The sequence below is a fragment of the Streptomyces sp. UNOB3_S3 genome, assembly GCF_020740895.1.
In the GTDB taxonomy this organism is placed as follows: Bacteria; Actinomycetota; Actinomycetes; order Streptomycetales; family Streptomycetaceae; genus Streptomyces.
This window is the reverse complement of the sequence record NZ_JAILXP010000062.1, coordinates 1-25,763: the sequence shown is the minus strand read 5'-3', so window position 1 is coordinate 25,763 and position 25,763 is coordinate 1. Positions and strand designations below refer to the sequence as shown.

The following is a 25,763-nucleotide window of genomic DNA, read 5'->3' as shown; positions in this document are numbered from 1 at the left end:
GAGGTGCGGGGGGAGCGGGAAGGGACGTTCAGATCGTCGGCCGGTAGCGCATCGGATGCCCTTCCGGTACCTCCACCACCGCGATGCGCACGCCGTCCGGGTCCGCGATCCACATCTCGATCAGTCCCCACGGCTTCTTCTCCGGCGGCTCCAGCACCACCACGCCCCGCTCCAGGAACTCCGTGTACGCCGCCGCCGCGTCCGCCACCTGGAACCAGAGCTCCAGCCCGGGCGCGGGAGGGGTCTCCGACCTGCCCGACACCTCCAGGAAGCCGCCGCCCAGGAAGTAGACGACACCGCGCTCCGGGCCCGTGCCGAACTCCCGGTAGACCGCGAGCCCCAGGGTCTCGCCGTAGAACCGCCGCGACCGCTCCGGATCGGTCGGTCTCAGTAACAACCTGCTGCTCAGTACATGCACCATGCCCGCGACTGTACGCACACCCCCTCCGTTAGGGTCGTTCATACGCCCGAAACCCACCAGGACGCGCGTATCAGGGCGCGCGCACCGGACGGGCGGGAACCGCAGGAGAGGACCAGGGAGCCCATGGAGACCGCCAGCCGCCCCACCACCGAGCCGGCCTTCCGGATCGCGACCGCCGACGACGTGCCGGCGCTCGTCCGGCTGGTCGAGTCGGCCTACCGGGGCGATGAGAGCCGGGCCGGCTGGACGACCGAGGCGGATCTGCTCGACGGTCAGCGGACCGACCCCGAGGGCGTGCTCGCCGTGATCACCGACGGGAACAGCCGGCTGATGATCGCGGAGCGCGACGGCGAACCGCTCGCCTGCTGCCAGCTGGAGCACCGGGGCGACCACGTCTACTTCGGCATGTTCGCGGTCCGGCCCACCGCCCAGGGCGGCGGCCTGGGCAAGCTCGTCATGGCGGAGGCCGAGCGCGTCGCCCGCGCCGAGTGGGGCGCCCGCGCCATGCATATGACCGTGATCAGGCAGCGCGACGAGCTGATCGCCTGGTACGAGCGCCGTGGCTACCGGCGCACCGGCGAGATGAGCCCCTTCCCCTACGGCGACGAGCGCTTCGGCGTCCCGCAGCGCGACGACCTGGAGTTCGAGCTGCTGATCAAGGAACTCGCGGCCTGAGCGCCACGGCCCCGGCGCGCGGCCCCCTGGCGATCACCGGGGGCCGCGCCCGAAGATGGCCGGAACACGCCTAGAACGGCCCCGGTGGCGGCAGGGGCGGGGGCGGCGGATGATCGGAGCTGATGCCCCGGACGGAGGAGGCCGACAGGAAAAACAGCGGCGTCACCGGGGGGTCGGCAGGATAATTTATGGCTGCACCTCTTGAGCCGGAGAACCTCGCATGGATACGGTGTCTTAACGCCAGGTTCTCCAGAGGAGGGTTAGTCGTGACGGAAATCTTTGCGTCGACGGCAACGCAAGCCGACATTTTGTCTGTGGATCGTGTTGTCGAGCATCCCGCGTGGGCTGCCCTCAAGAGCGCCGTGGAGACAATCAGGCCCTGGCAGTCCGCCGACGGCTCCATCGACCTCACCGCGGAGGGCGCACCACCGGGCGAGGCGGTCCGCGCCGAGGTCGAGGTGGTCATAGCCGCCGTGGAGCAGCTCTCGCCGCTCCTGCCGCACGACGCGGCCTACCACGCCGCGCTCGTCGCCGACCTGCGCCGCTGGGCCGACGGCGGCTTCGGCGTGCCGGACTTCCTGGAGGCGCTGCTGGCCTTCCAGCCCGCCGCCCAGCGCGCCGACGGCCTCCAGCACCTCGTCGTCTTCCCCATGTACACGCAGAACGGCAACCCCGACCGCAACTTCGAGGCGGTCGTGCTGCGCGTGGTCTGGCCGGAGTGGCTCGCCGAGCTGGAGCGCACCCGCTACGACAACCCGCTGTTCCTCGGCATCACCTTCGAGGACTTCACCGCGGGCTACGACACCAACTCCGCCGTCCTCTTCCCGGAGACCATCGCCGTGCGCGAGGCCCCCGAGCGCTTCACCTGGGGCGGCATCTTCTGCGACCGCGAGGCCGCCCGCTTCCGCCGGGTCACCGAGGCCGCCGTGGAGACCCTCAGGCTGGAGCTCCCCGACGACATCGCCGCCATGCTGCACGACCAGCAGCGCTGCCAGGAGGCCTTCGTCCTGTGGGACATGGTCCACGACCGCACCCACAGCCACGGCGACCTGCCCTTCGACCCCTTCATGATCAAGCAGCGGCAGCCGTTCTGGATGTACGGCCTGGAGGAGCTGCGCTGCGACCTCACCGCCTTCAAGGAGGCCGTGAAGCTGGAGGCCGACGGCTACGCCCAGGGCCGTGACGTGCAGTACGCCGTGCTCTTCGACCGGATGTTCCGCTTCCCGCTCACCGGCGACCGCGTCCGCAACTACGACGGCCTCGGCGGCCAGCTCCTCTTCGCGTACCTCCACAAGCACGACGTCGTACGCTGGACGGACAACACCCTGCACATCGACTGGGACCGTGCCCCGCAGGTCACCAACCAGCTGTGCGGCGAGATCGAGAAGCTCTACCGCGACGGCATCGACCGCCCCAAGCTCGTCCACTGGTTCGCCGCCTACGAGCTCGTCTCGGCCTACCTCGCGCCGCACCCCGGCTCCGTGTGGGCCAAGGGCCCCGACGCCCTCGACCTCACCCTCCCCCCGCGCAAGCTGGTGGACGAGGTGCTCTCGGACGAATTCCCGCTCAGCATGTTCTTCGAGGCCCTTGCCAAGAAGCTGCGCGGCGTGATCGCCTCGACCAAGGGGATCACCGCGGCCGGCGCTGAGCAGGTGGCCGCGTGAGCGAGCGCGAGAAGGAGGCGACGGGCATGAGCATTCCGACGAACGGTAACGGCGGCTCGCTGGACGGTGCCGTCGTGGCGGTGGCCGGAGCGGCCGGCCCGGCGGGCCGGGCGACCCTGCTGCGGCTCGCCGAGGCCGGAGCGACCGTCGTCGCCGCCGACGCGGACGCCGCGCGCCTCGCCGAGGCCGTGGACGCCGCCCGCTACGCCCACGGCGGCGCCACCGTCACCGGCGACACCGTGGACCTGCTCGACCTCGACGCCTCCCGGGCCTGGGCGGACCGCACCGAGAAGGAGTTCGGGCGGATCGACGGCCTGGTCCACCTGGTCGGCGGCTGGCGCGGCTCGGCGACCTTCGCCGAGACCGACCTCGCCGACTGGGAGCTGCTGGAGAAGCTGCTCATCAGGACCGTCCAGCACACCTCGCTGGCCTTCGAGGGCCCCCTGGCCCGCAGCGGCAACGGCCGGTATGTGCTGATCAGCGCCGCGGGCGCCAGCAAGCCCACCGCCGGGAACGCCGCCTACTCCGCCGCCAAGGCCGCCGCCGAGGCCTGGACCCTGGCCCTCGCCGACTCCTTCCGCAAGGCGGGCGGCGAGGGCGCCCCGCCGGCCGCCGCCACCGTCCTGGTGGTCAAGGCGCTGGTGCACGACGCCATGCGCGCCGAACGACCCACCGCGAAATTCGCGGGCTTCACCGACGTCAAGGACCTGGCCCAGGCCATCGCCGGCGTCTGGGACATGCCCGCCCAGGAAGTGAACGGAACCCGTCAGTGGCTGACCCCGCAACCGTGACCCCGCCCGTGACCGACGCGATACGCCGGCACGACCCCGAGGTGCGCGGCTTCGCCAGCGACAACTACGCGGGCGCGCACCCCGAGATCCTCGCGGCGCTCGCCCTCGCCAACGGCGGCCACCAGGTCGCCTACGGCGAGGACGACTACACCGCCCATCTCCAGGACGTGATGCGGGCCCACTTCGGGCCCACCGCCCAGGCCTTCCCCGTCTTCAACGGCACGGGCGCCAATGTCGTCGCCCTCCAGGCGGCGACCGAGCGATGGGGCGCGGTCGTCTGCGCCTCCTCCGCGCACATCAACGTCGACGAGTGCGGGGCGCCCGAGCGCGTCGGCGGGCTGAAGCTGCTCCACGTGCCCACCGAGCACGGCAAGCTCACCCCCGAGCTGATCGACCGCGAGGCGTTCGGCTGGGAGGACGAGCACCGGGCCCAGCCGCAGATCGTCTCGATCACCCAGACCACCGAGCTCGGGACCTGCTACACCCCCGAGGAGATCCGGGAGATCTGCGACCACGCCCACGAGCGGGGCATGAAGGTCCACCTGGACGGCTCGCGGATCGCCAACGCGGCGGCCTCCCTGGGCCTGCCCCTGCGCTCCTTCACCACGGACGCCGGGGTCGACCTGCTCTCCTTCGGCGGCACCAAGAACGGCATGGTCTTCGGCGAGTGCGTCGTCGTCCTCAACCCGGACGCGGTGCGGGCGATGAAGCACCTGCGCAAGATGTCGATGCAGCTCGCGTCGAAGATGCGCTTCGTCTCCGTGCAGTTCGAGGCGCTGCTCTCCGGTGACCTGTGGCTGCGCAGCGCCGAGCACGCCAACGCCATGGCGGCGCGGCTGGCCGAGGGCGTGCGGGGCATCGAGGGCGTCGAGGTGCTGCACCCGGTGCAGTCCAACGCCGTCTTCGCCCGGCTGCCGCACGACGTGAGCGAGCGCCTCCAGAAGCGTTACCGCTTCTACTTCTGGAACGAGGCCGCCGGGGACGTCCGCTGGATGTGCTCCTTCGACACCACCGAGGCCGACATCGACGCCTTCACCGCCGCGATCGCGGAGGAAATGGCCAAGCGGTAGCGGTCGGCGCTGTCGGTACCTACGGGTGCGGGGTACGTACGGTGACGTACGTACCCCGCACCCATTCGCGTAGGTCTTCCGGTCAGCGCCGGCCGTCCGCCCCGGCGACCGCCGGGACGGGGGCCGTGCCACCCAGGTGGGCGGGGATCCACCAGCTGTCGCCGGGGCCCTCGGCGCGGACCGGATAGGCCCGCTGGGCGGCCTCCAGGAGGTCCTGGACCCGGGCGCGGACGCGCTCGGTGAGCTGCTCGGCGGACTCGGCCGGATCCGCGGTCACCGGCTCGCCCACCCGGATGGTCACCGGGATGTGGTTGCGGCGCAGATCGCGCTTGTGGCCCTTGGTCCACAGCCGCTGGGTGCCCCACAGCGCCACCGGCACCAGCGGCACCCCGGCCTCCTGCGCCAGCCGGGCCGCGCCCGACTTGAAGTTCTTCAGCGTGAAGGAGGTGGAGATCGTCGCCTCGGGGAAGACGCCGACGACCTCGCCCGACCGCAGCGCGGAGAGCGCGTGCTTGTAGGCGTCCAGGCCCGCCGAACGATCGACGGGTATGTGCTTCATCGCCCGCATCAGCGGCCCGGAGACCTTGTGGCGGAAGACGGACTCCTTGGCCATGAAGCGCACCAGCCGCTTGGCGGGCCGGGCGGCCAGCCCGGCGAAGACGAAGTCGAGGTAGCCGATGTGGTTGCTCACCAGGACCGCCCCGCCGCGCGACGGGACGTGCTCGCTGCCCTGGATGTCGAAGCGCAGGTCGAGCGCCTTGAACATGGTGCGGGCCATACCGATCACCGGGGGGTAGACGAGGTCTGCCATATCGGGAAGATCCTTCCGGCCTGGGGAGGGTGCTCCCGGCTGAAACGCTGAAACGCTGGAGGGCCTAAGTTACGCGGACGTAGGGTCGGCTTTCGCCAGATCGTGCCCGAATGCCCGCGCAGGAGCCAACTGGGCGGCCCCGGGGCCCACGAGATTCTCGTCACGTCGGGAAATTTCCCGGTGGGCGATGATGCTGCAAGCAACGACCGGAGGTGGACACCGGTTATGGACGAGGGAGGGTGAGCGTGCCCGAAGGGGACGAGCGGGAAGGCGTGCCGGAGCGGCTGAGCGCCGCCGGGCTCGGAGTGGCGGAGCTGGGGGAGCGGGCCACGCTCGTCCAGTTCTCCAGCGCCTTCTGTCAGCCGTGTCGCGCGACGCGGCGCGTCCTCGCGGACGTCGCGGCCATGGTCGACGGCGTCGCGCACGTCGAGATCGACGCGGAGGACCGTCTGGAGCTCGTCCGCGCCCTCGGCGTCACCGCCACGCCCACCACGCTCGTCCTGGACGGCACCGGGCGCGTCGTACGGCGCGCGACCGGGCAGCCGCGGCGGGCCGATGTCATCGCGGCACTGGGCGCGGCGGTCTGACGCGCCGTGCTCCGCTTCATGAGAAGGGCAAACCCATGACAGCCTCTTCCGGACTCGACACCGCGGATCCCGCCGGTCCCGAGCTGCTGCGCTCGGTCTTCCGCAGGCACGCGGCCGGCGTGGCGGTGATCACCGCGCAGGGCGCCCGCCCGGTCGGCTTCACCGCCACCTCCCTGACCTCGGTGGCGGCGGCGCCCCCGCTCGTCTCCTTCGGCGTGGGCACCGGCTCGTCCAGCTGGCCCGTGCTGGCGGAGGCCGAGCACGTCGGCGTCCACATACTCGGCGAGCACCAGCGGGAGCTGGCCGCCACCTTCGCGCGCAGCGGCGCCGACCGTTTCGGCGCGGCCACGGGCTGGCGGCCCGGCCCGCACGGGGTGCCGCTGCTGGAGGGCGTCCTGGCCTGGATGGTCTGCCGCGTCGTGGCCCGGGTGCCCGCCGGGGACCACCGTCTGGTGCTCGCCGAGGCGGTCGCCGGAGACCCCACGGGCACGGGCCGCCCCCTCCTGTACCACCAGGGAGGCTTCAACGCTCTGCGCGACTGAGGAATCCCTTCTCCACGCGTTGGGCAGATCACAGTCGACCGGCCTTGCGTTCGGTCAACAGCCTCGATGTACTGACGAGTAACATTCTGGTCGGGGGCGGGAACCGTACCGACCGGGGTCCGCCCCACCAGGCGCCTATGCTGCCTGCGAAGGCAGCTTTGATAGAGACGATTGCAGTAGGAGAGCCGGCGTGAGCTTGAGGATCGTTGTCACTGTGAAGTACGTGCCTGACGCCACCGGCGACCGGCACTTCGCCGAAGACCTGACCGTCGACCGCGACGACGTGGACGGCCTGCTCTCGGAGCTCGACGAGTACGCGGTCGAGCAGGCGCTGCAGATCAAGGAGGCGGCGGACGACGACGCGGAGATCACCGTCCTGACCGTCGGCCCGGAGGACGCCAAGGACGCCCTCCGCAAGGCGCTGTCCATGGGTGCGGACAAGGCCGTCCACGTCGAGGACGACGACCTCCACGGCACCGACGCGCTGGGCACCTCGCTGGTGCTGGCCAAGGCCCTGGAGCACGTCGGCTACGACCTGGTGGTCTCGGGCATGGCCTCCACCGACGGCGGCATGGGCGTCGTCCCGGCGATGCTCGCCGAGCGCCTGGGCGTGCCGCAGGTGACCCTGCTCTCCGAGGTGGCCGTCGAGGGCGGCAAGGTGACCGGCCGCCGTGACGGCGACGCCGCGAGCGAGCGGCTGGAGGCGTCCCTCCCGGCCGTCGTGTCCGTCACGGACCAGTCCGGAGAGGCCCGCTACCCGTCCTTCAAGGGCATCATGGCCGCCAAGAAGAAGCCGGTGGAGTCCCTGGACCTCTCCGACCTGGGCATCGAGGCCGACGAGGTCGGCCTGGACGGCGCCTGGACCACGGTCGACGAGGCCACGGAGCGCCCGGCCCGCACGGCCGGCACGATCGTCAAGGACGAGGGCGAGGGCGGCAAGCAGCTCGCCGAGTTCCTCGCGGGCCAGAAGTTCATCTGAGCCCTGCCGTCCACCGTTCCTTCGCACTTGCAGGAGAGCAACACCATGGCTGAAGTTCTGGTCTACGTCGACCACGTGGACGGCGCCGTCCGCAAGCCCACCCTCGAGCTGCTGACCCTGGCCCGCCGCGTCGGCGAGCCCGTCGCCGTGCACCTCGGCGCCGGCGCGGACACCGCCGCCGCGACGCTGGCCGAGTACGGCGCGGTCAAGGTCCTCACCGCCGACGCCCCCGAGTTCGCCGACTACCTCGTCGTACCGAAGGTGGACGCGCTCGAGGCCGCGTACAAGGCCGTCTCCCCGGCCGCCGTGCTCGTCCCCTCCTCCGCCGAGGGCAAGGAGATCGCGGCCCGCCTCGCCGTCCGCATCGGCTCCGGCATCATCACCGACGCCGTCGACCTGGAGGCCGGCGACGAGGGCCCGGTGGCCACGCAGTCCGTCTTCGCGGCCTCGTACTCCACCAAGTCCCGTGTCACCAAGGGCACCCCGGTCATCACCGTCAAGCCCAACTCCGCCGCCCCGGAGGCCGCCCCGGCCGCCGGCACGGTCGAGCAGCTGGCCGTCTCCTTCGGCGAGCAGTCCACCGGCACCAAGGTCGTCTCCCGCACCCCGCGCGAGTCCACCGGCCGCCCCGAGCTGACCGAGGCCGCGATCGTGGTCTCCGGCGGCCGCGGCGTCAACGGCGCCGAGAACTTCACCATCGTCGAGGCCCTCGCCGACTCCCTCGGCGCGGCGGTCGGCGCCTCCCGCGCCGCCGTCGACGCCGGCTGGTACCCGCACACCAACCAGGTCGGCCAGACCGGCAAGTCCGTCTCGCCGCAGCTCTACATCGCGGCGGGCATCTCCGGTGCCATCCAGCACCGCGCCGGCATGCAGACCTCGAAGACGATCGTCGCCATCAACAAGGACGCCGAGGCCCCGATCTTCGAGCTCGTCGACTACGGCGTCGTGGGCGACCTCTTCGAGGTCGTCCCGCAGCTGACGGAGGAGATCAAGGCCCGCAAGGGCTGATCGGTCCCTCAGCGGTTCCGGTAACGACCGAGCCCCCGCTCCCGGCTTTCGCCGGGGCGGGGGCTCTTTCGCGTGCAAGTACGCCGGACATGAGGAAGCCTCGTCGAGCAACCGCTTCGACGAGGCTTCCGTGCCTATTCGGTTGTGGTCAGTGCCTTACCGCTGTCACACCCAGGGCTGGTCCGGGAGTTCGTCCACATGTTTCTGGACCACGTCGGTCACGGCCTGCATCACGGCCACGAGCTGGTCACGGGAGAGCGTGTCCGTCTTGAAGGACTCCCATGCCGTCTCAAGCCGCTCGTGCTGTTCCAGCAGCACCTCCAGGAGATCCAGCAGATCTCCTTCCGAGTGGGACGGCGACTTGGTGCCGACCTCTGAGAACCACCAGGTGATGCGGACGTCGTACGTGATGATCCGTCCGGCGAGCTCTCTGCATCGGTAGTCCATGGGGCGTGGCCGTGCGAGGAGCTCGACCATCATCTGGGTGAACGAGAGATGCTCGATCATCACTATTTATCGCCTTCCGGGAAATGATCCTTGATCCAGGGAACCACGTACCTCCCTGTGGGCGGCCCTTCTCCGCCGCCGGCCTCGATGACCCTGCTGCAATAGGTGAGGCAGTTATTGGTCAACCGCTCATATGCTCCTTGCCCCTTGCTGCCCCGGTGTGCCTTCTTGGCATAAGCGATCGCAGCCTCCGCGTCCGGCAGTTCGAAATCCACGGATCCTTCATACGTTCCCACGTACGAATCGGTGTGCGGCATCGGCTTGAGGATCCCGTGAGGGTTCATCGCATGGGTGTTGAACGACTCCCCCGACGCCGTCCGGATCTCCAACGTGTAGTGGGGGCCGTTTGTGAGCTGATACTTGCTGACCGTCGCCGTCCCGCAGTTGTGCACCAGAACCGACGCGTCCCCGGCGACCACGTAGTACGTGTGCAGCCCGTCGACCGTGAGGTCGTACGTGACCGCGTCCGCGTGGTACAGCCGGACCGCCGTGACCTCGACGTTGCCCGTCTCGGTCTGGAGAAGGTCACCCTCGTGGAGATCCTTCGCCTCGACGAACGACGACTGCGTCTGGTCGTAGAACGGGTGGTGGTAGGTGGTGGTGATGGTCGACGCCGAGGGCGTCGACGCGGTGGCCGCGGTCGGGGTCAGGACCGCCGCGGCGGTGGCCACGGCGGCGACGCCGGCGGCGGCCTTCTTCAGGATGCGGGCTCCCAGGCCGCCGGTCTTGGTGGTCGGGGCGACCGTGACGTCCACGAAGTCGCGGTCGGTGCGGGTGACGATGACCTTGTCGACCTTGTGGGTCTCCGTGGCCCCGGCCTTGCCCGGCACCGCGTTCCTGACCTCGTCGCCGGCCTTGATCTCGTCGATCCGCTTGGCCGAGCCGTCGGCCATGGCCACACGGGTCTCGCCGGTGAAGCTGTGCGGACCCGCCTTCACGCCCGTCGGGCAGGCAGGCTCCGTGGGCTCCGCCTCACCGCGTCCGCCGCTGACGCGGCCCTTGACGCGAGCCCCCGCCGCGAAGGCGGCACTGCCGGCGCCTCCGATGACCGCGCCTGCCGCCGCACCGCCGGCCGCCGCCTCGCCCGCTCCGGACCAGGAGCAGCCCGCTCCGCTGCGGGAGCAGCTGATGCCGTACTCGGCCGCGCCGACCGCGCCACCCGATATGCCGCCGATGGCGGCGCCTTCGAGGGTGCTGGAGACGACCTTCGGCAGGATATGGCCGATGGCGGACTCGGCGAGCTTGCCGCCGAGCGCGCCGCCCAGGGCGCCACCGATCGCGCCGCCGACGGCACCGATGCCGACCGCGCCCGCGAAGGCGCCCACCGAGCAGCCGCCGGCCTGGCCGGACATGCACTTCGCGCCCTGGTTGATCGCGCCGCCGACCGCACCGGCCAGCGCGCCGCAGCCCGCCGCGCCGACGACCGCGCCGACACCGCCGGTGGCGGCACCGAGGGCGGCCTCGCAGCCGATGAAGACGGCGGTGGAGGCGACGAACGAGGCGATGGTCGCGGCGTGGTTCTTGATGTAGACCGCGGCCGTACGGACCGCTGTGGCCGTCGCGTGGTAGGCGGTCCGCACCGCTTGGACGGACTGGTGGTACGCGTGGCTCACCACGTGTTTTGTCACGTGATAGGCGTGACTCGCGGTGCGTCTGACGTACCGGTAGCCGTCATGGATAGCCCGGCTCGCCCGGGACACCTGCCGGTGCACATAGCGCGACGCCGCATGGTACGTGTGCTTCACGTACGACGAGGCACGGTGGTACGAGCTGGAAACCCAGCTGGAGGTGTGCTCGTAGGCGCTGGTCGCCCAGGACGACACGGTGCTGACGGCGCTGCTCGTCCAGGACGAGACGCTGTTCCAGCCGCTCGACACGGCGGACGTCGTGCTGCTCCAGGCGCTGGACGCCTTCTTCTTGAGGTTGCCCCACCAGCCGTGGCCGGACGGGTCGGTGCCCTTGAGGGGGTTGTCGTCGACGTAGGCGAACGGGTTGGCCGTGACCGAGTTCGGGACCGGGTCGAAGGCCATCGTGTCGCGGTTCATGAACTGGCCGGCGGCCGGGTTGTACCAGCGGGCGGCCATGTTGACCTTGCCCGTGGCGTTGTCCGTCCAGCCCGACTGGTAGCCGAGCCGGCCCAGCGGGGCGCCGGTCGTGCCGGTGGGGTTGCCCAGCGGGTCGTAGCCGACCGAGCCGGACAGCTCCGTGGCTGTCGCCGTGAAGTTGCCGATGACGTCGTCGTGCTGGTCGGTGAGGGCGAGTACGCCGGGGACGGAGCCGCCGGGGGTGCCGATGCCGATCAGGCCGTTGTCAGGCGTCCAGGTGTAGGTGTTGCCGCCGTCGGAGGCCAGGGTGTTGCCCGTGCCGGTGTAGGCGAAGGTGGCCGTGGTCCCGTTCGTGCCGGTGTTCGTGACGACACGGCCGAGGGCGTCGGTGACGTACGTCTGGGTGCCCTGCTTGAGTTGCTGGTCGAAGGCGTCGGAGGCGAAGGCGGTCGGCGTGCCGGTGGCCGTCGACTGCTGGATGAGGGTGCCTCGGGCGCTGTACCGGTAGGTGTTGGCTCCGTCGCTGGTCAGCTGGTCGCGGGCGTCGTACGCGTAGACGTTCGAGCCGACCCGGATGCGGTTGCCCGAGTCGTCGTAGCCGTACGCGGTCGTGGTGCTGCCGTTGTTCCAGGAGGTGAGGCGGTCGGCCCAGTCGTAGGTGTAGGTGTTGTTCGACGGGCCGGCCAGGCCGGTGGTGTTCTTGCCGGTCAGGTTGCCGTTGGTGTCGTAGCCGTAGCCGATGGAGGCGACGGTGCTGCCCGCGGCGGTCTTGAGGGTGTCGTTGGTCAGCCGGTGCAGCTTGTCGTAGCCGAAGCTGCGGACGTTGCCGTCCTTGCCGCCCTGCGTGTACTGGATACGGGTCGGCTTGGAGAGGCTGTCGTAGGTGTAGGTGAGCTGTGTGCCGGTGGCGGGGTCGCTCAGGGTGGACAGGCGGCCGGCGTTGTCGTAGCCGTAGCCGGTGGTGCCGGCGGCGTCGGTACGGGTCGTGACGAGGCCGTCGCCGTTGTAGGCGAAGGAGCTGGAGCCGGATGTTCCGGCAGCGGTCAGCAGCAGGCTCCGGTCGTTGTAGGTGAAGGTGTTCGATGTCGCGGGGACGGGTGTCCCGGATATCGCGCTGGTCGCGGCGGAGGTCATCCGGCCCTCGGCGTCGTAGCCGAAGCTACGGGTCGCCGTGCCGATCTCCGCCCCGGTGCCGGACTGCGTCGTCACATTGCCCAGCGCGTCGTAGTCGGAGGTGACCTTGACCCCGCCGGGCGCGGTCTGCGTCACGGCACGGCCGGCCGCGTCGTAGGACGTGGTGAACGTCGAGTCCGCGGCGCTGGTGTAGCTGTACGTGGACGTCGAGACCGGCGGCTCGATGACCGACTCGGGCAGGTTCCACGCGTTGAAGGTGTAGTAGCGGGCGTTGCCGCGACCATCGGTGAACCGGGTCCGGTGGCCGGCCTGGTCGTAGCCGAAGCCGGTCGTGATCGAGTGCGTCGCGTCGACCGGCTGGACCTCACCGGTGACCTGGCCGAGCGCGTCGCGCGTGAACGTGGTGGTGTGCTGGTTGGCGTCCGTGGACGACAGCAGGTGACCGGCGGCGCTGTAGGTCGCCGACCGCGTCGAGAGCACCGTCTTCTTGTCGGTGTCCAGCGACTGCGTCTGGACGGGGTTGCCCAGCTGGTCGTAGGTGACGGTGCTCCAGGTGCCGTCGGGCAGACCGACGGCCGTCTTCTGGCCCTTCAGGTCGTAGGTGTTCTGGGTGGTGTTCCCCGCCGCGTCGGTGACCTGGGTGATCTCACCGACCCGGTTGTAGCCGTAGCTGGCGGTCACACCGTTCTGCGAGGTGGTGGAGGCCAGGAAGGCGCCACCGGGGTTGGCGGCGGAGGCCGCGTAGGAGTGGGTGGTCGTCGAGGTGGTCGGGTTCGGGAAACGGTCCAGGATCGTCGTGGTGAGCTTGCGCCCCATGAAGTCGTACGTCGCCTGGGTCTGCGCGCCCGACGGTGACGTCACCGAGAGGGCGTCGCCGTTGGCGTCGTAGACGGTGCGGGTGACGCCCTTGTTGGCGTCCGTGACCTGGACGACATCACCGAGCTGGTCGTAGCCGTAGCCGGTGGTGTGCCGCAGCGGATCGGTGACCAGCGTGACGTTGCCGAGCGCGTCGTACGTCCAGTTGGTCGTGGCGCCGACCAGCGGAGTGCTGGAGCCGGGCGGCGTGTAGTCGGGCAGGACCTGGGCGGTCTTGCGGCCCTCGGCGTCGTAGGCCGTGGTGACCGTGTTGCCGTTCGGGTCCTGCGACTCCGTCCGTTCGCCGAAGGTGTTGTAGCCGGCGGTCACGGTCGGGTGCACCAGGGCAGGCGCCCCGCCGTTGATCTCCGCGTTGACCGCCGGAGCGACGGTGACGGTCTCGTGACCGGCCTCGTCATAGGCGTAGCCGGTGACGTTGCCGTCGGCGTCGGTCATGCTGACCGGCAGGCCCCGCTTGTCCAGCTTCCAGCTGGTGGTCGCCTGGCCGCTGGACGCCGTGGTGCCGCCGGAGCGGTCGGCGCCGTAGAGGCGGGTGACCTCGTCGCCGGTGAGGGCGCGCGGGTAGGTCTGGACGTTGTCGAGGGCGCCGCCGAACTGGTTGTACAGGCCGCCGCTGGTCGTGTGGACCGCGCCGAAGGTCGTCTGACCGGGGGCGTTCCACGGGCTGGAGTTCGTCGCCGTGCCGGCCGGCTGGCCGTTGACGTAGAGCTTCATCGCGCCCGTGCCCGAGTCGAACGTCGCGACCAGGTGCGTCCAGGTGCCGGCGGCCGCGCTGCCCGCCGGTGAGAACGCGACCGGGTAGTCGGCGGTGGAGCCGTCGTTGGTGCTGGTGACGAAGGCCCAGGCCTTGGTGCTCGCCCTGTAGTTGAGGTAGAAGGACTGGTGGTCGGCACCGCCCTGGCCGATGAGGGTCTGGCTGTCGGCCGTCTGGCTGTTCAGCTTGACCCAGGTGGAGACGGAGTACGACGACGCCGTGTTGAGCGCGGGACCGTTGGTGCCGATCACGCTGGTGGTGCCGTTGAACGAGGCCGCTCCGTCGTTCCAGGTGACATCGGTGGCCACGGCGGTCCTGCCGGTGCCGGAGGCGTCGGTGACGGTGGTGCCGGACGTCTGGTTCAGCGGCCACCAGCCGGTCGGACGGCCGACGCCGTCCTGCCGTACGGAGCGGCTGGTCAGGTTGCCCATCGCGTCATAGGCGGAGCTGGTGGTGTGCGTGGTGCCGCTGCCGTCGCTCAGGGTGCTGGTGGCGACCCTGTCGTCCGGCGTGTACGACACGCTGGTCGTGCGGTTGACGCCCGTCGGGTCGATGGTCGTCGCGATCACGCGGTCCGCCGCGTCGACGGTGGATTTCGTGACCGTGGCGCCGTTGTTGGTCGCCTGTTCGATCAGGTTGCCGGCGGCGTCATAGGTGTTGGCCTGCTGGACGAAGGTGTTCTTCCCCGACGGGTCGGACTTGGTGATCGTCGCCGTGAGGTCGTTGTCCGTGTAGGTGTACGAGGTGGTGTTGCCCATCGCGTCGGTGATGGACGCGAGCCGCCCCGCCGGGTCGTAGGCCCGGGAGGACTGGACCAGGTCCTTCGCCGGCGAGGGGTTGGCCGGGTCACCCGTGTAGCCCTTGAGGGTCTGGGTGAGCAGGTGCCCCTCGGCGTCGTAGGCGAAGGCGAGGGTATTGCCGAGCGCGTCGCGTTCGGTCGCCTTGTTGCCGTACGCGTCGTACGTGAACGAGGTGCTCGACTTCGTCGCGTCGGTGTTCGTCTCCAGCTGGTTGTACCGGTTGTACGTGGAGGAGACGGTGCGCGGCGCGTCGCCGCCGGAGAGGTCGGCGACGGTCTGGGACGTGACCAGTCCGTCCGTGTCGTAGACCGTGCTGGTCCTCGCCTGGTGGACGGCACCGGTGACGCGGTTGGTCACCGCCGGGTCCGTCTGCTCGACGACCTGGGATTCGGCGTCGTACTTGTACTGCGTGACGAGGCCATTGGGGAAGGTGTCGGAGACGACCTTCTTGGTGACCGGCCGGCCGAGGTTGTCGTAGGTGAAGCCGCTGACCTGACCGTTGGGGTCGGTGGTGGAGGCGACGTCACCATTCTTGAGGTAGGTGATCGTCGTCGTGGCACCGCCCGGGGAGACCGTCTTGTACGGCAGCCCCTTCGGCGCGAACCCGCCGTCGGCCGCCGCGACCGACGTGCCGTCGGTGTAGGCGACCGTGGTCGTCCGGCCATTGGGGGAGCCCGGCACGGCCGGGGTCGTCACGCCGGTCTTGTTTCCGGCCGCGTCGTAGGAGAACGACGTCAGATACGTGTTGTCCGTCGCGGAGGACGAGCGGCCGTCGCGCACGGTGGCCGGCAGGTCGTTCTGCGGGTTCGGGGTCAGCTGGGCGCTGGTGTCGTCGGGCAGATAGGTCGTGTACGTCGTGGAGCAGGCCTGGGCCGCCTGGTTCTGGCAGGTGGTCCTGGTGACCTCATTGCCCCGGACGTCGTGACCGGTGGTGACGACGTTGCCGTTGGGGTCGGTGACCGTGTGCTGGAAACCGGCGGTGTCGTAACCGTAGGTGGTCTTGTACCCACGGCCGTCGATCTGCGCCACGGCGCGGTTGCCGTTCCACAGGTCGTACTGGTGGGTGACCGTCCTGGTACCGGGGTCGGTGACCTTGACGACCTTCAGCGGGGACAGCCCGTTGGAGCTGCGCCCGGCGGACCAGTGGGCCGCCGCGTCGCCGCCGCTGAGCTCGGTCCGGTAGAAGGCGGCTTCCGCGATCGAACCGGAGAAGTAACCGAGCGCGTTGGTGGGACGGGCCGGCCAGCCGTTGGACTCACCCGCGCCGATGTAGTTGTACCCGGCGGCCGAGCCCTTGAGCGCGGCGGTGGTGGAACCGGCCTGTACGCCGTCGACGTACAGGTGCTGGCCCTTGGCGGAGCCGGTCAGCAGGGTGTGGTGCCACTTGCCGTCGTTCACGGGCGCGGACGAGACCATGCCGCCGCCGACGCCGTTGGTGTCCCAGAACTTGCCGTGGACCTTACCGTCGGTGCCGACGTACAGCGCCGGGGTCCAGTCGTTGGCGGTCGGGTTCGGCCCGTTCACGGCCGCACCCGACTGGCTGAAGAGCACACCGCCGGCCGTGCTGCCGGGCGGGGTCTTGAACCACATCTCGACGGAGTTGGGCCCGGTCTGCACCTGCTGGCTCGCGGGGAGCTGGACGAACGAGGACGAACCGTTGAAGGCCGCCCCGGTCGTGTCGGTGAAGGGGCCCTCGGAGCCGAGGGTGGCGTTGGCGTACGTCGCCGCGCCGGAGTTCACCTCGTTGACCGCCTGGCCCGCGCCGGCCGGGTCACCGAGCCGGTAGTAGGCGGCCGGGGCGGTGCCGAGCACCGACGCGCGGTAGACCTCGCTGGAGCCCTGCACCGTGGGAGCGCCCATGGCCCAGGTGCCGCCGTTGGAGTCGGTCAGCCGGGTGACGTCGGCGGTGACCGGGTCGTACGAGACCGAGGCGAAGGTCTTGCCGGAGGGGCGCGTGACCGAGCTCAGCAGGCCGGCGGGCCTGGTGGCGGCACGGTACAGGTCGCTGACCTCGGGCTGGCCCAGCGGCTTCCCGTAGTAGGAGACGTTGGAGAGGGAGCCCTTGAAATAGCTGCCGTAGAACGTCGTCGAGTTGGGGTGCGGCTGGTCGGGCCAGGTGTAGCCCAGGTAGCCGGTGCCCAGGTAGACGTTGCGGTACAGCCAGGGCATGGCGCTGCCGTTGGGATTCGTGGACTGGTAGCCGGGGGCGGTGCCCACCTTGTTGCCGTCCAGCCACATGGTCTGCGCGGTCCAGGAGCCGGCGAGCACGACGTGGTGCCATTTGCCGTCGGCGACCGACCCGGCGGTGCTGATGGGCTTGGTCTGCGTGTCGTACCAGAACAGGCCGTTGAGCCTGCCGGAGCTGCCGACGTACAGCGCGGGCATGAAGTTGCCTTTGGTGGCCGTGTCCTTGACCGCCATGTCGGAGTACGAGAAGAGCACCCCGGGCGTCGTCGAGGAGGTCTTGAACCACAGCGAGACCGACTGGGACGACGAGGCGTACAGGCCCAGGTTCGGCAGTTTCACCGACGAGGACGTGCCGTTGAAGTCGGCCGCGGTCATCCCGCTGCTGGCCAGGGGGCCGGCCTGGCCGAGGGTGACGTTGCTGTAGGTGGCGTTGTCACCACCGGCGCGGGCGAGGACGGCGCTGGCGGCCGTGGTACCGGAGCCCTCGGCGAGCGGCCAGTACGACGTGGGGCCCTGGTCGAGCACCTGGTTGTGGTACTGGGAACCGGAGGTGTAGCCGTAGCGGGCGCAGCCGGTGGTGTCGACCGGTGAGCAGACCTGGTCGAGCTGGTCGCCGGTGTAGGAGTACGTCCAGGTGGACGCGGTCGAGGGCTGGCCGGCGGTCGCCGGGTCGGTGGCCACGGTCGCCACGTGCGCCGCGGTGGCACCGGACGGCGTGGACCAGGTCATGTAGAGGGACCGGCCGGAGACGGCCGAGGTCATCGTCGTGACGCGGCCCGAGGACCAGACGAGTTTCGTGGCACGGCTGTTGGCGTCCGTGATCGACGTCAGACCGTACGCGCCCGAGCCGAGGGACTGGGTGAAGGAGTAGACCGTGGCGCTCTTGTCGGTCAGCGTGTAGCCGCCGCCGGAGACGGGCGCGAAGGTGGCGAAACGTCCCTGCGGAGGGGCGAACGAGCCGTCCGGGTTCTTGCCGTAGCCGACGGCGGAGCCGTCGGGGTAGGTCACCTGGACGCTGGTCACGGCGCCGGAGGAGTCGTACTGCTCGGCGGCCCTGGCGTCGAAGACGCTCGACCAGCCCGCACCGAAGGCACCGGTCACCCGGGGGTCACGGGAGTTGTAGTCGCGGGTGACCGTCAGGGACGGGCCCGGCGTCGAGACGTTCGCGTCGGTGGCCGAGGTGGTGTAGTTGCCGATCGCCGGGCTGTAGCCGTGGCCGTCCGTGTTCTGGGACAGACTGGAGGTCACCGTCGGCTGCGGCACCTGCGTGGTCATCAGCTGCCAGTTCGGGCCGGCCGAGTAGTTGGTGCCGTCGAACGCCTGCACCTCCCAGTAGTACGACTTACCCCACTTCAGCTTGCCCGCCGGCACGTTGTAGGAGCTGGAGCCGATCAGGCCCGAGTCGGCCAGCTTGTTGCCGTCGGTGTCGTAGACCTGGAAGTTGAACTTCGGCATGGTGCCGAGGTTGGAGTCCGTGGAGGCGGCGGCTGCCAGCTGCGGGGTGAGGGTGTTCACCGGGGCGTTGTTCGCCGGTGACGTGGAGACCACCTGGGGCAGTGTGGCGCCGGTGTAGGTGAGCTTCAGGGAAGGGTAGGCGTCGATGTTGTTCATCGACCCGAACTGCTTCCAGTGGAGGTTGTCCGAGGTGGACGCGTACACCGCCAGGCCGTAGTCGTTGGTGGTCCCGGGGGCCGAGGCCCAGTTGTTGAAGACGCCCGTCGACAGGGGCACCGTCAGCCGGTCGCCCTTGGCCATGTCGCCCTTGGTGTTGGCGCAGCTGTTGGGCACGTTCGGCGTCAGGTTGCCGATCGAGGACCCGTACGAGGGGCCCGGCCAGCCGGTGACCTGCTGGGGTGCCCACGCCTTGGTGACCGGCGCGACGTCGAAGCGCTGCGGGGCGCACGTGGAGGACCAGATGGCGAACAGGCTCAGCTCGGCGGCCGAGACCGTCGCCCGGGAGTTGTCCAGGCCCAGGTTGGGGAACTGGAGGTAGGACACCGCGGAGTGCGGGCCCGAGTCGTAGGAGCCGACCTTCATGGTCAGCTCCATCGAGTGGTCGCCGGGCTCACCGGACTCCGCGTAGGTGGTGATGGCGTTCTCGTTGTTGACCGACGGGTCGACCACGACGGGGAAGACGCGCTCCTTGGCGCGCAGCCAGGACGCGTCGAGGGTCATGCGCAGCGCCGTCCTGCCGCCGGATTCCACCAGTCGGTAGGTGACGGCGTGGGTGGTGGCGTGCTCGCCGGAGGCGCGGTCGACGTGGGAGTCGTAGGCGTAGGCGGGCGGGATCACCACCGAGGCCTTGCCGGAGCCGTCCAGCATCCGGACGGAGCCGTCCTTGGCCAGGACGGGCCGAAGGCCCTGGGTGTCCAGGGGGAACGTCCACTCGTTGCCGGCCTTGGCCGAGCGCAGGACCAGCGCTTCCTTCAGGCCGATCGGGCCCGAGCGCAGTTCCAGATCGGTGTCCGGCAGGACGTCGCGGTAGTGCGCGGTGGAGCCGGAGACCTCCGGCTCGACGGCCGCGGCCCCCTGCAGGCCGTAGGCCAGCGCGTGCTTGTCGTCGGGCGCGACACGGGCCAGTGCCGCGTCCGCAGCGCGTGGCGCGAAGTCGACCGCCATGGAGTTCGCGCCCTGGTGCAGACGCCCGTCGGAGCCCTTGCGCACCGTGGCGTCGATGCGCTGCCAGTCGCCCTGGGAGTCGCGGTAATTGACGGGCGCCGGCGCGAGCTGCCGGGTGAAGGACCCGTCCTCGTTCTCGTAGTAGTCCGAGGTCGCCGTGGACTTCGAGGCGACGCGCTTGCTGGTCCTGGCGTTGAAGCCCAGCCCGCCCGCGCTCGGGCCCTTGGCGGCCTTGCGCGCGTAGGGCTCGTAGGCCGGCAGCTCGCCCTTGCCGCGCTGCGGCTCGTGGCCGGCGCCGTGGCCGGCGCGGGTCGAGGCGGCCGACGCGTTGTGACCGCGATCGGCCGCGCTGCCCGACGTCTGCTGGGGCGTGTGGCCCCAGTGCGGGGCCTTACGGCCGGTGAACCAGGAGGTCAGGCCGGACAGGCCGGGCTGGGGCAGCGGCTCGAGCCGCGCTCCCATGGCCACGGCCTGTTCACAGGTCAGAACCATGGCGAGGACCGCGAGGAGGGCCATCGCCGCGGCGCGTAGGAGATTTGGATGGCTATGTCTCCACCGGCCTGGCCGATGGAGAGTTCGGGGACGCATGAAAACGACTCCATTGAAGAAGATCAACTGCAAAACAGCTGATCTTCGAACAAAAGGGTCGTTTCACACCAGGGTCATGATCATGATCTTAGCTGTTCTTTACTTCCATGGATGCGCGGTGACCTGCGGAAATAGGGTGAATCACAGGCGATCCCCATTAATCGGTCGCCCCTCAGTCGTCCTTCACCGCGTCCTTCACCACCCGTGCGACGGCGGCCCGGACGCCCTCCGCCTGCGGAATCACCGTCAGATTGCCCTTGGTGCCGCCCTCCCCGACGACCGCGAACCGCGTCTTCGGGGTCCGCCCGGCGACCTCCCGCGTTGCCGCCACCTGCGTCCCGCCGACCGCGATCACGACATCGCACCGCCGCTGGACGAGGGTGTTCACATACGGCACGGCGTTCGCCACGGTGTCCGGGCCGGACACCGGCAGGTTCATCACCTTCGCCTTGGTGGCGAGGGAGGCGTCCTCCATGCCCGCCCAGACCGGGGCCGCCTCACTTCCCGTCACCCCGTGCTCGCCGGTCAGCAGACAGGCGCTGTGGGCGCTGTACTGACGGGCTCTCGGCGCGGGGGCCTCGTCGTCGTCCCCGCTCAGCACGACGGCCGCGATCACCCCTCCCACCAGCACCACTGCTCCGGCTCCGGTGGCCAGCCATGACGTGCGACGCATCGCGCGCTTCCTCTCGCGTGGGACCGGGCCCGCTGCCCGGTCATGGATCCGCGCGAGCATAGGCACAGGGGGGATCCGCGGCTCCGGCCGGGGGAGCCGTCACACGCTGTCACACACCGTCAGGCGCAGTCCGTGCCGCCCGGGCCGCCGTGGAAGAAGTACTCGTTCCAGGGGGGATCGGCGTGGTTCACCTCGCAGGTGAAGCAGTTCGGGGAGGGCTGGGACGGTGTCAGGGAGGCCTGCACCCCGCCGCCCGCGGTGGGGTAGTAGACGACGTCGCGGTGGTACGCGGCCCACTGCCAGCCCGACGAGGCGAACATGCCGCTGCCCATCGGCGGCCAGGCCGTGTTGTCCACGACCTCGCCGCCGTAGTCGACGTCCGACGCCGCGCCGGTGGCGAGAGGTCCGCTGCCGAACAGCGACCCCGGGTAGTAGCCCACGGCGTTGCTCGCGCTGGTGCCCCCGAGGTAGAGCCACCAGTTGCCGCCGTTGAAGTAAAAGGCCACTTCCAGCTCGTACTGCGCGCCGCCCAGCACGCTCACCGGGCCCAGCGTGCCGCCGAAGGCCCAGTTGGGGTTCGTCTGGACGAAGGCGGAGCAGTCGTGGTTGTAACAGCCGGTGTTCTGGTATCCGTCGGCGGTCCAGTAGATGAAGAGGCACGGCTGGGTGGTGCCGTACTTCCCCGGGTAGACCTGCCAGCCGCACTCGACCGTCTGCACCGGTGAGCCCGCGGCGTACCAGTGCTGGGAGAGGGAGAAGATCTGCGACCCGACGGTGGGGTCCCAGATATTGATGAAGCTGTGGCCACCGAGGTTGCCGGCGATCTGAAAGGCGTGGGCGTATTTATGGATACCCGCCTGCACACTGGGCGGGCTGAGCCGGGGGTGGCGGCCGGTGCCCAGCGGGCTCTTCTGGAAGAAGTTCCGGAGAGTGCTCCTCCGGGCCAGCTCGTCGAGGGTGATCCGGCGCAGGGCGATCGTGCCCGGCGGACACGCCATCGCGTGCCCGAACTTGTCGATGCGGTCCGACCGCAGCTGCGGCCGCAGCGGCACGCCCTGCGAGGCGGTGCGGGGACCGGGCGCGGCCGGGGCGTCGGGCGGCGCGGGCGGGGCTTCGGTGGCGCCCCGGAGAGCGGGCTGGCTCCTGATGGGGACGCAGTCGAAGATCTGGTCGTTGTCGTCCACGAAGCTGTGGGGGACCGTCTCGATACCGGCATAGAGGGACTGGATGTGAGCCCTCATCCCGTCGAATTCCTCGGCGCCCACGCGCAGGGCGGGGCGGGCGGTGGTGAATCGCGCGTGCTCCGCGGAGTTCACACGGTCGATGAAGGTGGAGAAATCAGGAAAGTGCGGCTCGTTTCGCGAGGGCATGATCGGGCTCTCCGTTCCGTTCGGTGCGGGCGTGCCATGCGCGGCCCTTACGTGGTGGATTCCCGCCGGTCCAGCCGTTCAGCGGAAAAGTCACCCGAACGGTCCAGTCCGGTCCGGGGCGGCACCGGCGCCGGCCCTTTGCCGGAACCCGCGTTCACCGGAACCGCCGTTCATCGGGACCGCCGCCGTCCGGGTGATGTGGGCGGGGGCCGGGGTGTCCGCCGTGGCCGGGCGTTGGAAGAGATACGGCATGCAGACTGACACCGTGACGCGGTTCCTCCATGCCCTGAGCCCCGCGAGCCGAGAAGACGTCGAACAGCTGCCGCGCGAGCAGCAGGAGAAGATGGCCGAGGAGTGGGAGAGGTATCTGCGCGACGACACCGATCTGCTGTCGCTGAGCGAACTCGACCCGGCCGTGGCCGAGAACCGGGCGGCCGAGCACGTGATCCGGGACTACTTCTGAACGAGGGACCGCCCCGGTGCGCGGAGGTGTTGACCCGCCGCCGTTCCGCTGACTAACTTCGCGACACGGATGGTCGATTCCGTTCAGCGGAAGTCACGGCAGCGGACGTCGTGGTGGGCGGGGAGGGGCACCCATGGGGCAGCGGACGACGGTCGCGACGACCTTCACCAGCGCGGTGCGGGAGGGCGTCGGCAAATCCCTCGCGGCGGTCGACGCCGAGCTCGCCCGGCGCTATCCGGGCGACGCCGGCACCCGCCAGCCCGTGCACACCGTCTACGTCCCGGCCGACGCCTTCACCGCCGGCACCGTACGCGACTGGGGCGACCGGGCGCTCGCCGCCCTCGACGAGCACGCCCCCGACGCGGAGGCGTTCGCCGCCGTGCTCGGGCTGCCCGGCGAACTCGCCGGGCCCGTGTACGAGCGGACGCGGGCCAAGCTGGAGCGCGAGCCCGTCGAGGACCTGCGGATCGACTTCGAGGACGGGTACGGGCCGCGCCCGGACGCCGAGGAGGACGCGGCCGCCGCCCGCGCGGCCCGGCTGGTGGCGGAGGCATACGCCGGCGGCACGGCGGCCCCCTACATGGGCGTGCGCGTCAAGTGCATGGAGGCGGCCGTCCGCGACCGGGGCATCCGCACCCTCGACATCTTCCTCACCGGCCTGATGGAGGCCGGCGGACTGCCCGACGGGCTGATGCTCACCCTGCCCAAGGTCACCTACCCCGAACAGGTCGTCGCGATGACGCGGCTGGCCCGGGAGTTCGAGACGGCGCACGGGCTGGCGGAGGGCCGGATCCGCTTCGAGATACAGATCGAGACCACCCAGGCCGTCCTCGGGGCCGACGGCCGGGCCACCGTCGCCCGGCTGATCGACGCGGGCGGCGGACGCGTCACCGCGCTCCACTACGGCACCTTCGACTACAGCGCGGCGTGTGGCGTCGGCGCCGCCCACCAGGCCCCCGACCACCCGGTGGCCGACCACGCCAAGGCCGTCATGCAGGTCGCGGCCGCCGGCACGGGCGTCCGCCTCTCGGACGGTTCGACGAACGTGCTGCCCGTCGGCACCACCGCGCGCGTCCACGAGGCGTGGCGGCTGCACCACGGGCTCGTCCGCCGGTCGCTGGCCCGCGCGTACTACCAGGGCTGGGACATGCACCCCGGACACCTGCCCACCCGCTACGCCGCCGTGTACGCCTACTACCGCGAGGGGCTGGAGCGGGCGGCCGCCCGCCTCGTCGCGTACACGGAGGAACGGGCCGGGGGCGACGTGCTCGACGAACCCGCCACCGCCCGGGCGCTCGGCGGCCACCTGCTGCGCGGGCTGGACTGCGGGGCCGTGGACACGGCGGAGGTGACCGGCCTCACCGGGCTCGACCGGGACGCGCTGGAGCGGCTGGCGGGGCGGGGCGTCTGACGCCGGCGCTGGTCTTACGTGCCTTTCCCGCCTGGGCGGGCTTGTGCCGGCCGGGCGCCCCCGCGCGGACTACGGCTCCACCGGCGGGAATTCGCCCGAGCCTCGGACGATCAGACGGGTCGGCAGCTCGGCGTGGCGCGGCGCGTCCTCCGCCCCGTCCAGCCGGCGGAACAGCAGTTCCGCCGCCGTGCGGCCGAGGCGGGCCGCGTCCTGCGCGACGACCGTGACTCCGGGGGAGAGCAGGTCGGCCAGTTCGAGGTCGTCGAAGCCGACGAGCGCCACCGGGTGGGGCAACTGTGCGATGACACGCAGAATCGTGACCGTCACCCGGTTGTTTCCTGTGAAGAACGCTGTCACAGGGTGTTCCCCCGTCAGCATGCGCTCCGCCTCGGCCCGTACGCGCTCGGGGGTGGTCGGGCCGAGGGAGACCCAGGCGTCCGCGACCGGCAGCCCCGCGTCGGCCATCGCGGCGCGATACCCCCGCAGCCGCTCCCCGGCGGTGTGGATGCGCGGCCGGTCGCCGATGAAGCCGATGCGGCGGTGGCCGTGGGCGATCAGATGGGCGACACCGGCACGGGCGCCGCCGTGGTTGTCGGAGAGCACCGCGTCGGCGGCTATCCGCCCGGCCGGGCGGTCGGCGAAGACGGTGGCGACGCCGGCGGCGATCTCGGGTTCGAGGTAACGGTGGTCGTGGCCCGCCGGGATGACGATCAGGCCGTCGACGCGGCGGGCGCAGAACGCCAGGGCGAGCTCCCGTTCCCGCTCCGGGTCCTCGGCGCTGGAGCCGTTGATGAGCAGCGCGCCATGGGCGCGGGCGACCTCCTCGACGGCACGGTTCAGCGGCGCGTAGAAGGGGTCGGCGAGGTCCTCCAGGACGAGGCCCACCGTCGAGGTGCGGCCCTTGCGCAGGACACGGGCGCTGTCGTTGCGCCGGAAGCCGAGCGCGGTGATCGCCTCCTGGACGCGCCGTTCGGTGTCCTGGGTGACACCGGGCTCGCCGTTCACCACGCGGGAGACGGTCTTCAGGCCCACCCCGGCGCGGGCCGCGACGTCCTTCATGGTGGGCCGGGTGCCGTAGCGGGGGAGCCGGCCGGTGGCGGCGTCGTTCACAATCGCTGGTCCTTTGCGCGGAGGGGCGGTTGAGCCATGCGTCCGATGTGCGGAGTGACGTCGAGCATAGGGCCTGGACAACGTTGTCAACCCCGGAGAGACTGACGTCCCGAAAACCCTGCGGCGGCCTTGCGGTGAGCTTGTGGCGGTCGCGGCGAGCCGGTCGCGATTGCGGCAGCCTTGCGGTGAGCCCTTCGGGCAGGAACCGTGGAACAGGAGAGAGACCGGCACCGTGCAGACCGACTCCGGCGACCTCGTCGCCGCTCTCGACATCGGCGGCACCAAGATCGCCGGCGCGCTGGTGGACGGTGCGGGGCGGCTGCGCGTCCGTGCCCGCCGGCCCACCCCGGCCCGGGAGGACGGCGCGACGGTCATGGCCGCCGTGGCCGCCGTCCTCGACGAGCTGGCCGGGTCCGCCGATTGGCCGCTGGTCCGGGCGGTGGGCATCGGCAGCGCGGGCCCCGTCGACGCGTCCGCGGGGACCGTCAGCCCCGTCAACGTGCCCGGGTGGCGCGGGTTTCCGCTGGTCGCCGAGGTGACGGGGCGGGTCGGCGGACTGCCCGTGACGCTGGTGGGCGACGGCGTCGCGATGACCGCCGCCGAGCACTGGCAGGGCGCCGCCCGGGGGCGGGCCGACGCGCTCTGCATGGTGGTTTCCACGGGGGTCGGCGGGGGGCT

At 70.7% G+C, this 25,763-nt stretch carries 18 protein-coding genes; 11 read left to right on the top strand and 7 right to left on the bottom strand.

The genetic code is table 11. The features are described from left to right. Window positions 1-28: 28 nt before the first annotated feature. Complete coding sequence (locus tag K6I33_RS09720) at window positions 29-421, bottom strand: VOC family protein (protein ID WP_229349931.1); 393 nt, start codon at window positions 419-421, stop codon at window positions 29-31. Between the two features lie 123 nt (window positions 422-544). Between K6I33_RS09720 and K6I33_RS09715 the strand changes: the two genes are divergently transcribed. The 4 genes from K6I33_RS09715 to K6I33_RS09700 all read left to right on the top strand — a co-directional run bounded on the left by K6I33_RS09715 (window position 545) and on the right by K6I33_RS09700 (window position 4,621). Then, entirely contained in the window at window positions 545-1,096 is a 552-nt protein-coding gene (locus K6I33_RS09715) for a GNAT family N-acetyltransferase (protein ID WP_229349928.1), read from the top strand. Window positions 1,097-1,362: 266 nt separating this feature from the next. Continuing rightward, window positions 1,363-2,760 carry a DUF6421 family protein gene (locus K6I33_RS09710; RefSeq protein ID WP_374283936.1) on the top strand — a complete coding sequence of 466 codons (1,398 nt, stop codon included), beginning with the start codon at window positions 1,363-1,365 and terminating at the stop codon, window positions 2,758-2,760. A gap of 26 nt (window positions 2,761-2,786) precedes the next feature. Further along, window positions 2,787-3,551, top strand: coding sequence for an SDR family NAD(P)-dependent oxidoreductase (locus K6I33_RS09705; RefSeq protein WP_229349924.1), 765 nt, complete (start codon window positions 2,787-2,789; stop codon window positions 3,549-3,551). Beyond that, window positions 3,530-4,621 (top strand): low specificity L-threonine aldolase, encoded by a 1,092-nt coding sequence (locus K6I33_RS09700; RefSeq protein ID WP_229349922.1) that lies wholly within the window; start codon window positions 3,530-3,532, stop codon window positions 4,619-4,621. Before K6I33_RS09705 ends, K6I33_RS09700 begins: the two co-directional genes overlap by 22 nt. An 82-nt stretch (window positions 4,622-4,703) precedes the next feature. On the opposite strand, the gene K6I33_RS09695 is transcribed toward K6I33_RS09700, so the two are convergent. Further along, the gene (locus K6I33_RS09695; RefSeq protein WP_229349920.1) at window positions 4,704-5,432 is read right to left on the bottom strand and encodes a 1-acyl-sn-glycerol-3-phosphate acyltransferase; all 729 of its coding nucleotides are present in this window, start codon (window positions 5,430-5,432) and stop codon (window positions 4,704-4,706) included. Window positions 5,433-5,677: 245 nt separating this feature from the next. Here K6I33_RS09695 and K6I33_RS09690 point away from each other — a divergent pair, with 245 nt between their 5' ends. From K6I33_RS09690 to K6I33_RS09675, 4 genes are all read left to right on the top strand, one after another. Further along, the gene (locus K6I33_RS09690; RefSeq protein ID WP_229349918.1) at window positions 5,678-6,019 is read left to right on the top strand and encodes a thioredoxin family protein; all 342 of its coding nucleotides are present in this window, start codon (window positions 5,678-5,680) and stop codon (window positions 6,017-6,019) included. Window positions 6,020-6,054: 35 nt separating this feature from the next. After that, window positions 6,055-6,561 carry a flavin reductase family protein gene (locus K6I33_RS09685; RefSeq protein ID WP_229349915.1) on the top strand — a complete coding sequence of 169 codons (507 nt, stop codon included), beginning with the start codon at window positions 6,055-6,057 and terminating at the stop codon, window positions 6,559-6,561. Between the two features lie 190 nt (window positions 6,562-6,751). After that, window positions 6,752-7,540, top strand: coding sequence for an electron transfer flavoprotein subunit beta/FixA family protein (locus K6I33_RS09680; protein WP_229349913.1), 789 nt, complete (start codon window positions 6,752-6,754; stop codon window positions 7,538-7,540). A gap of 45 nt (window positions 7,541-7,585) precedes the next feature. Continuing rightward, on the top strand, window positions 7,586-8,548 hold the full coding sequence (locus K6I33_RS09675; protein WP_229349911.1) for an electron transfer flavoprotein subunit alpha/FixB family protein: 963 nt from the start codon (window positions 7,586-7,588) through the stop codon (window positions 8,546-8,548). Between the two features lie 165 nt (window positions 8,549-8,713). On the opposite strand, the gene K6I33_RS09670 is transcribed toward K6I33_RS09675, so the two are convergent. The 4 genes from K6I33_RS09670 to K6I33_RS09655 all read right to left on the bottom strand — a co-directional run bounded on the left by K6I33_RS09670 (window position 8,714) and on the right by K6I33_RS09655 (window position 22,101). Continuing rightward, the gene (locus tag K6I33_RS09670) at window positions 8,714-9,055 is read right to left on the bottom strand and encodes a hypothetical protein (RefSeq protein ID WP_229349909.1); all 342 of its coding nucleotides are present in this window, start codon (window positions 9,053-9,055) and stop codon (window positions 8,714-8,716) included. 2 nt (window positions 9,056-9,057) lie between these two features. Next, window positions 9,058-19,986: a LamG-like jellyroll fold domain-containing protein gene (locus tag K6I33_RS09665; RefSeq protein WP_229349907.1), complete on the bottom strand. Its 10,929-nt coding sequence runs from the start codon at window positions 19,984-19,986 to the stop codon at window positions 9,058-9,060. A gap of 244 nt (window positions 19,987-20,230) precedes the next feature. Further along, window positions 20,231-20,731 carry a BMP family ABC transporter substrate-binding protein gene (locus tag K6I33_RS09660; protein WP_229349905.1) on the bottom strand — a complete coding sequence of 167 codons (501 nt, stop codon included), beginning with the start codon at window positions 20,729-20,731 and terminating at the stop codon, window positions 20,231-20,233. Between the two features lie 119 nt (window positions 20,732-20,850). Next, on the bottom strand, window positions 20,851-22,101 hold the full coding sequence (locus tag K6I33_RS09655) for a neprosin family prolyl endopeptidase (RefSeq protein ID WP_229349903.1): 1,251 nt from the start codon (window positions 22,099-22,101) through the stop codon (window positions 20,851-20,853). A gap of 250 nt (window positions 22,102-22,351) precedes the next feature. On the opposite strand from K6I33_RS09655, the gene K6I33_RS09650 reads away from it, so the two are divergent. Further along, window positions 22,352-22,564, top strand: coding sequence for a hypothetical protein (locus K6I33_RS09650; RefSeq protein ID WP_229349901.1), 213 nt, complete (start codon window positions 22,352-22,354; stop codon window positions 22,562-22,564). 133 nt (window positions 22,565-22,697) lie between these two features. Then, window positions 22,698-23,975 (top strand): aldolase/citrate lyase family protein, encoded by a 1,278-nt coding sequence (locus K6I33_RS09645; RefSeq protein WP_229349899.1) that lies wholly within the window; start codon window positions 22,698-22,700, stop codon window positions 23,973-23,975. Between the two features lie 69 nt (window positions 23,976-24,044). Here K6I33_RS09645 and K6I33_RS09640 read toward each other — a convergent pair whose 3' ends face one another. Beyond that, on the bottom strand, window positions 24,045-25,034 hold the full coding sequence (locus K6I33_RS09640; protein WP_229349933.1) for a LacI family DNA-binding transcriptional regulator: 990 nt from the start codon (window positions 25,032-25,034) through the stop codon (window positions 24,045-24,047). Window positions 25,035-25,317: 283 nt separating this feature from the next. Here K6I33_RS09640 and K6I33_RS09635 point away from each other — a divergent pair. Beyond that, window positions 25,318-25,763, top strand: a 446-nt coding sequence (locus K6I33_RS09635; protein ID WP_229349897.1) for an ROK family protein, incomplete at its 3' end; no start/stop codon positions are given.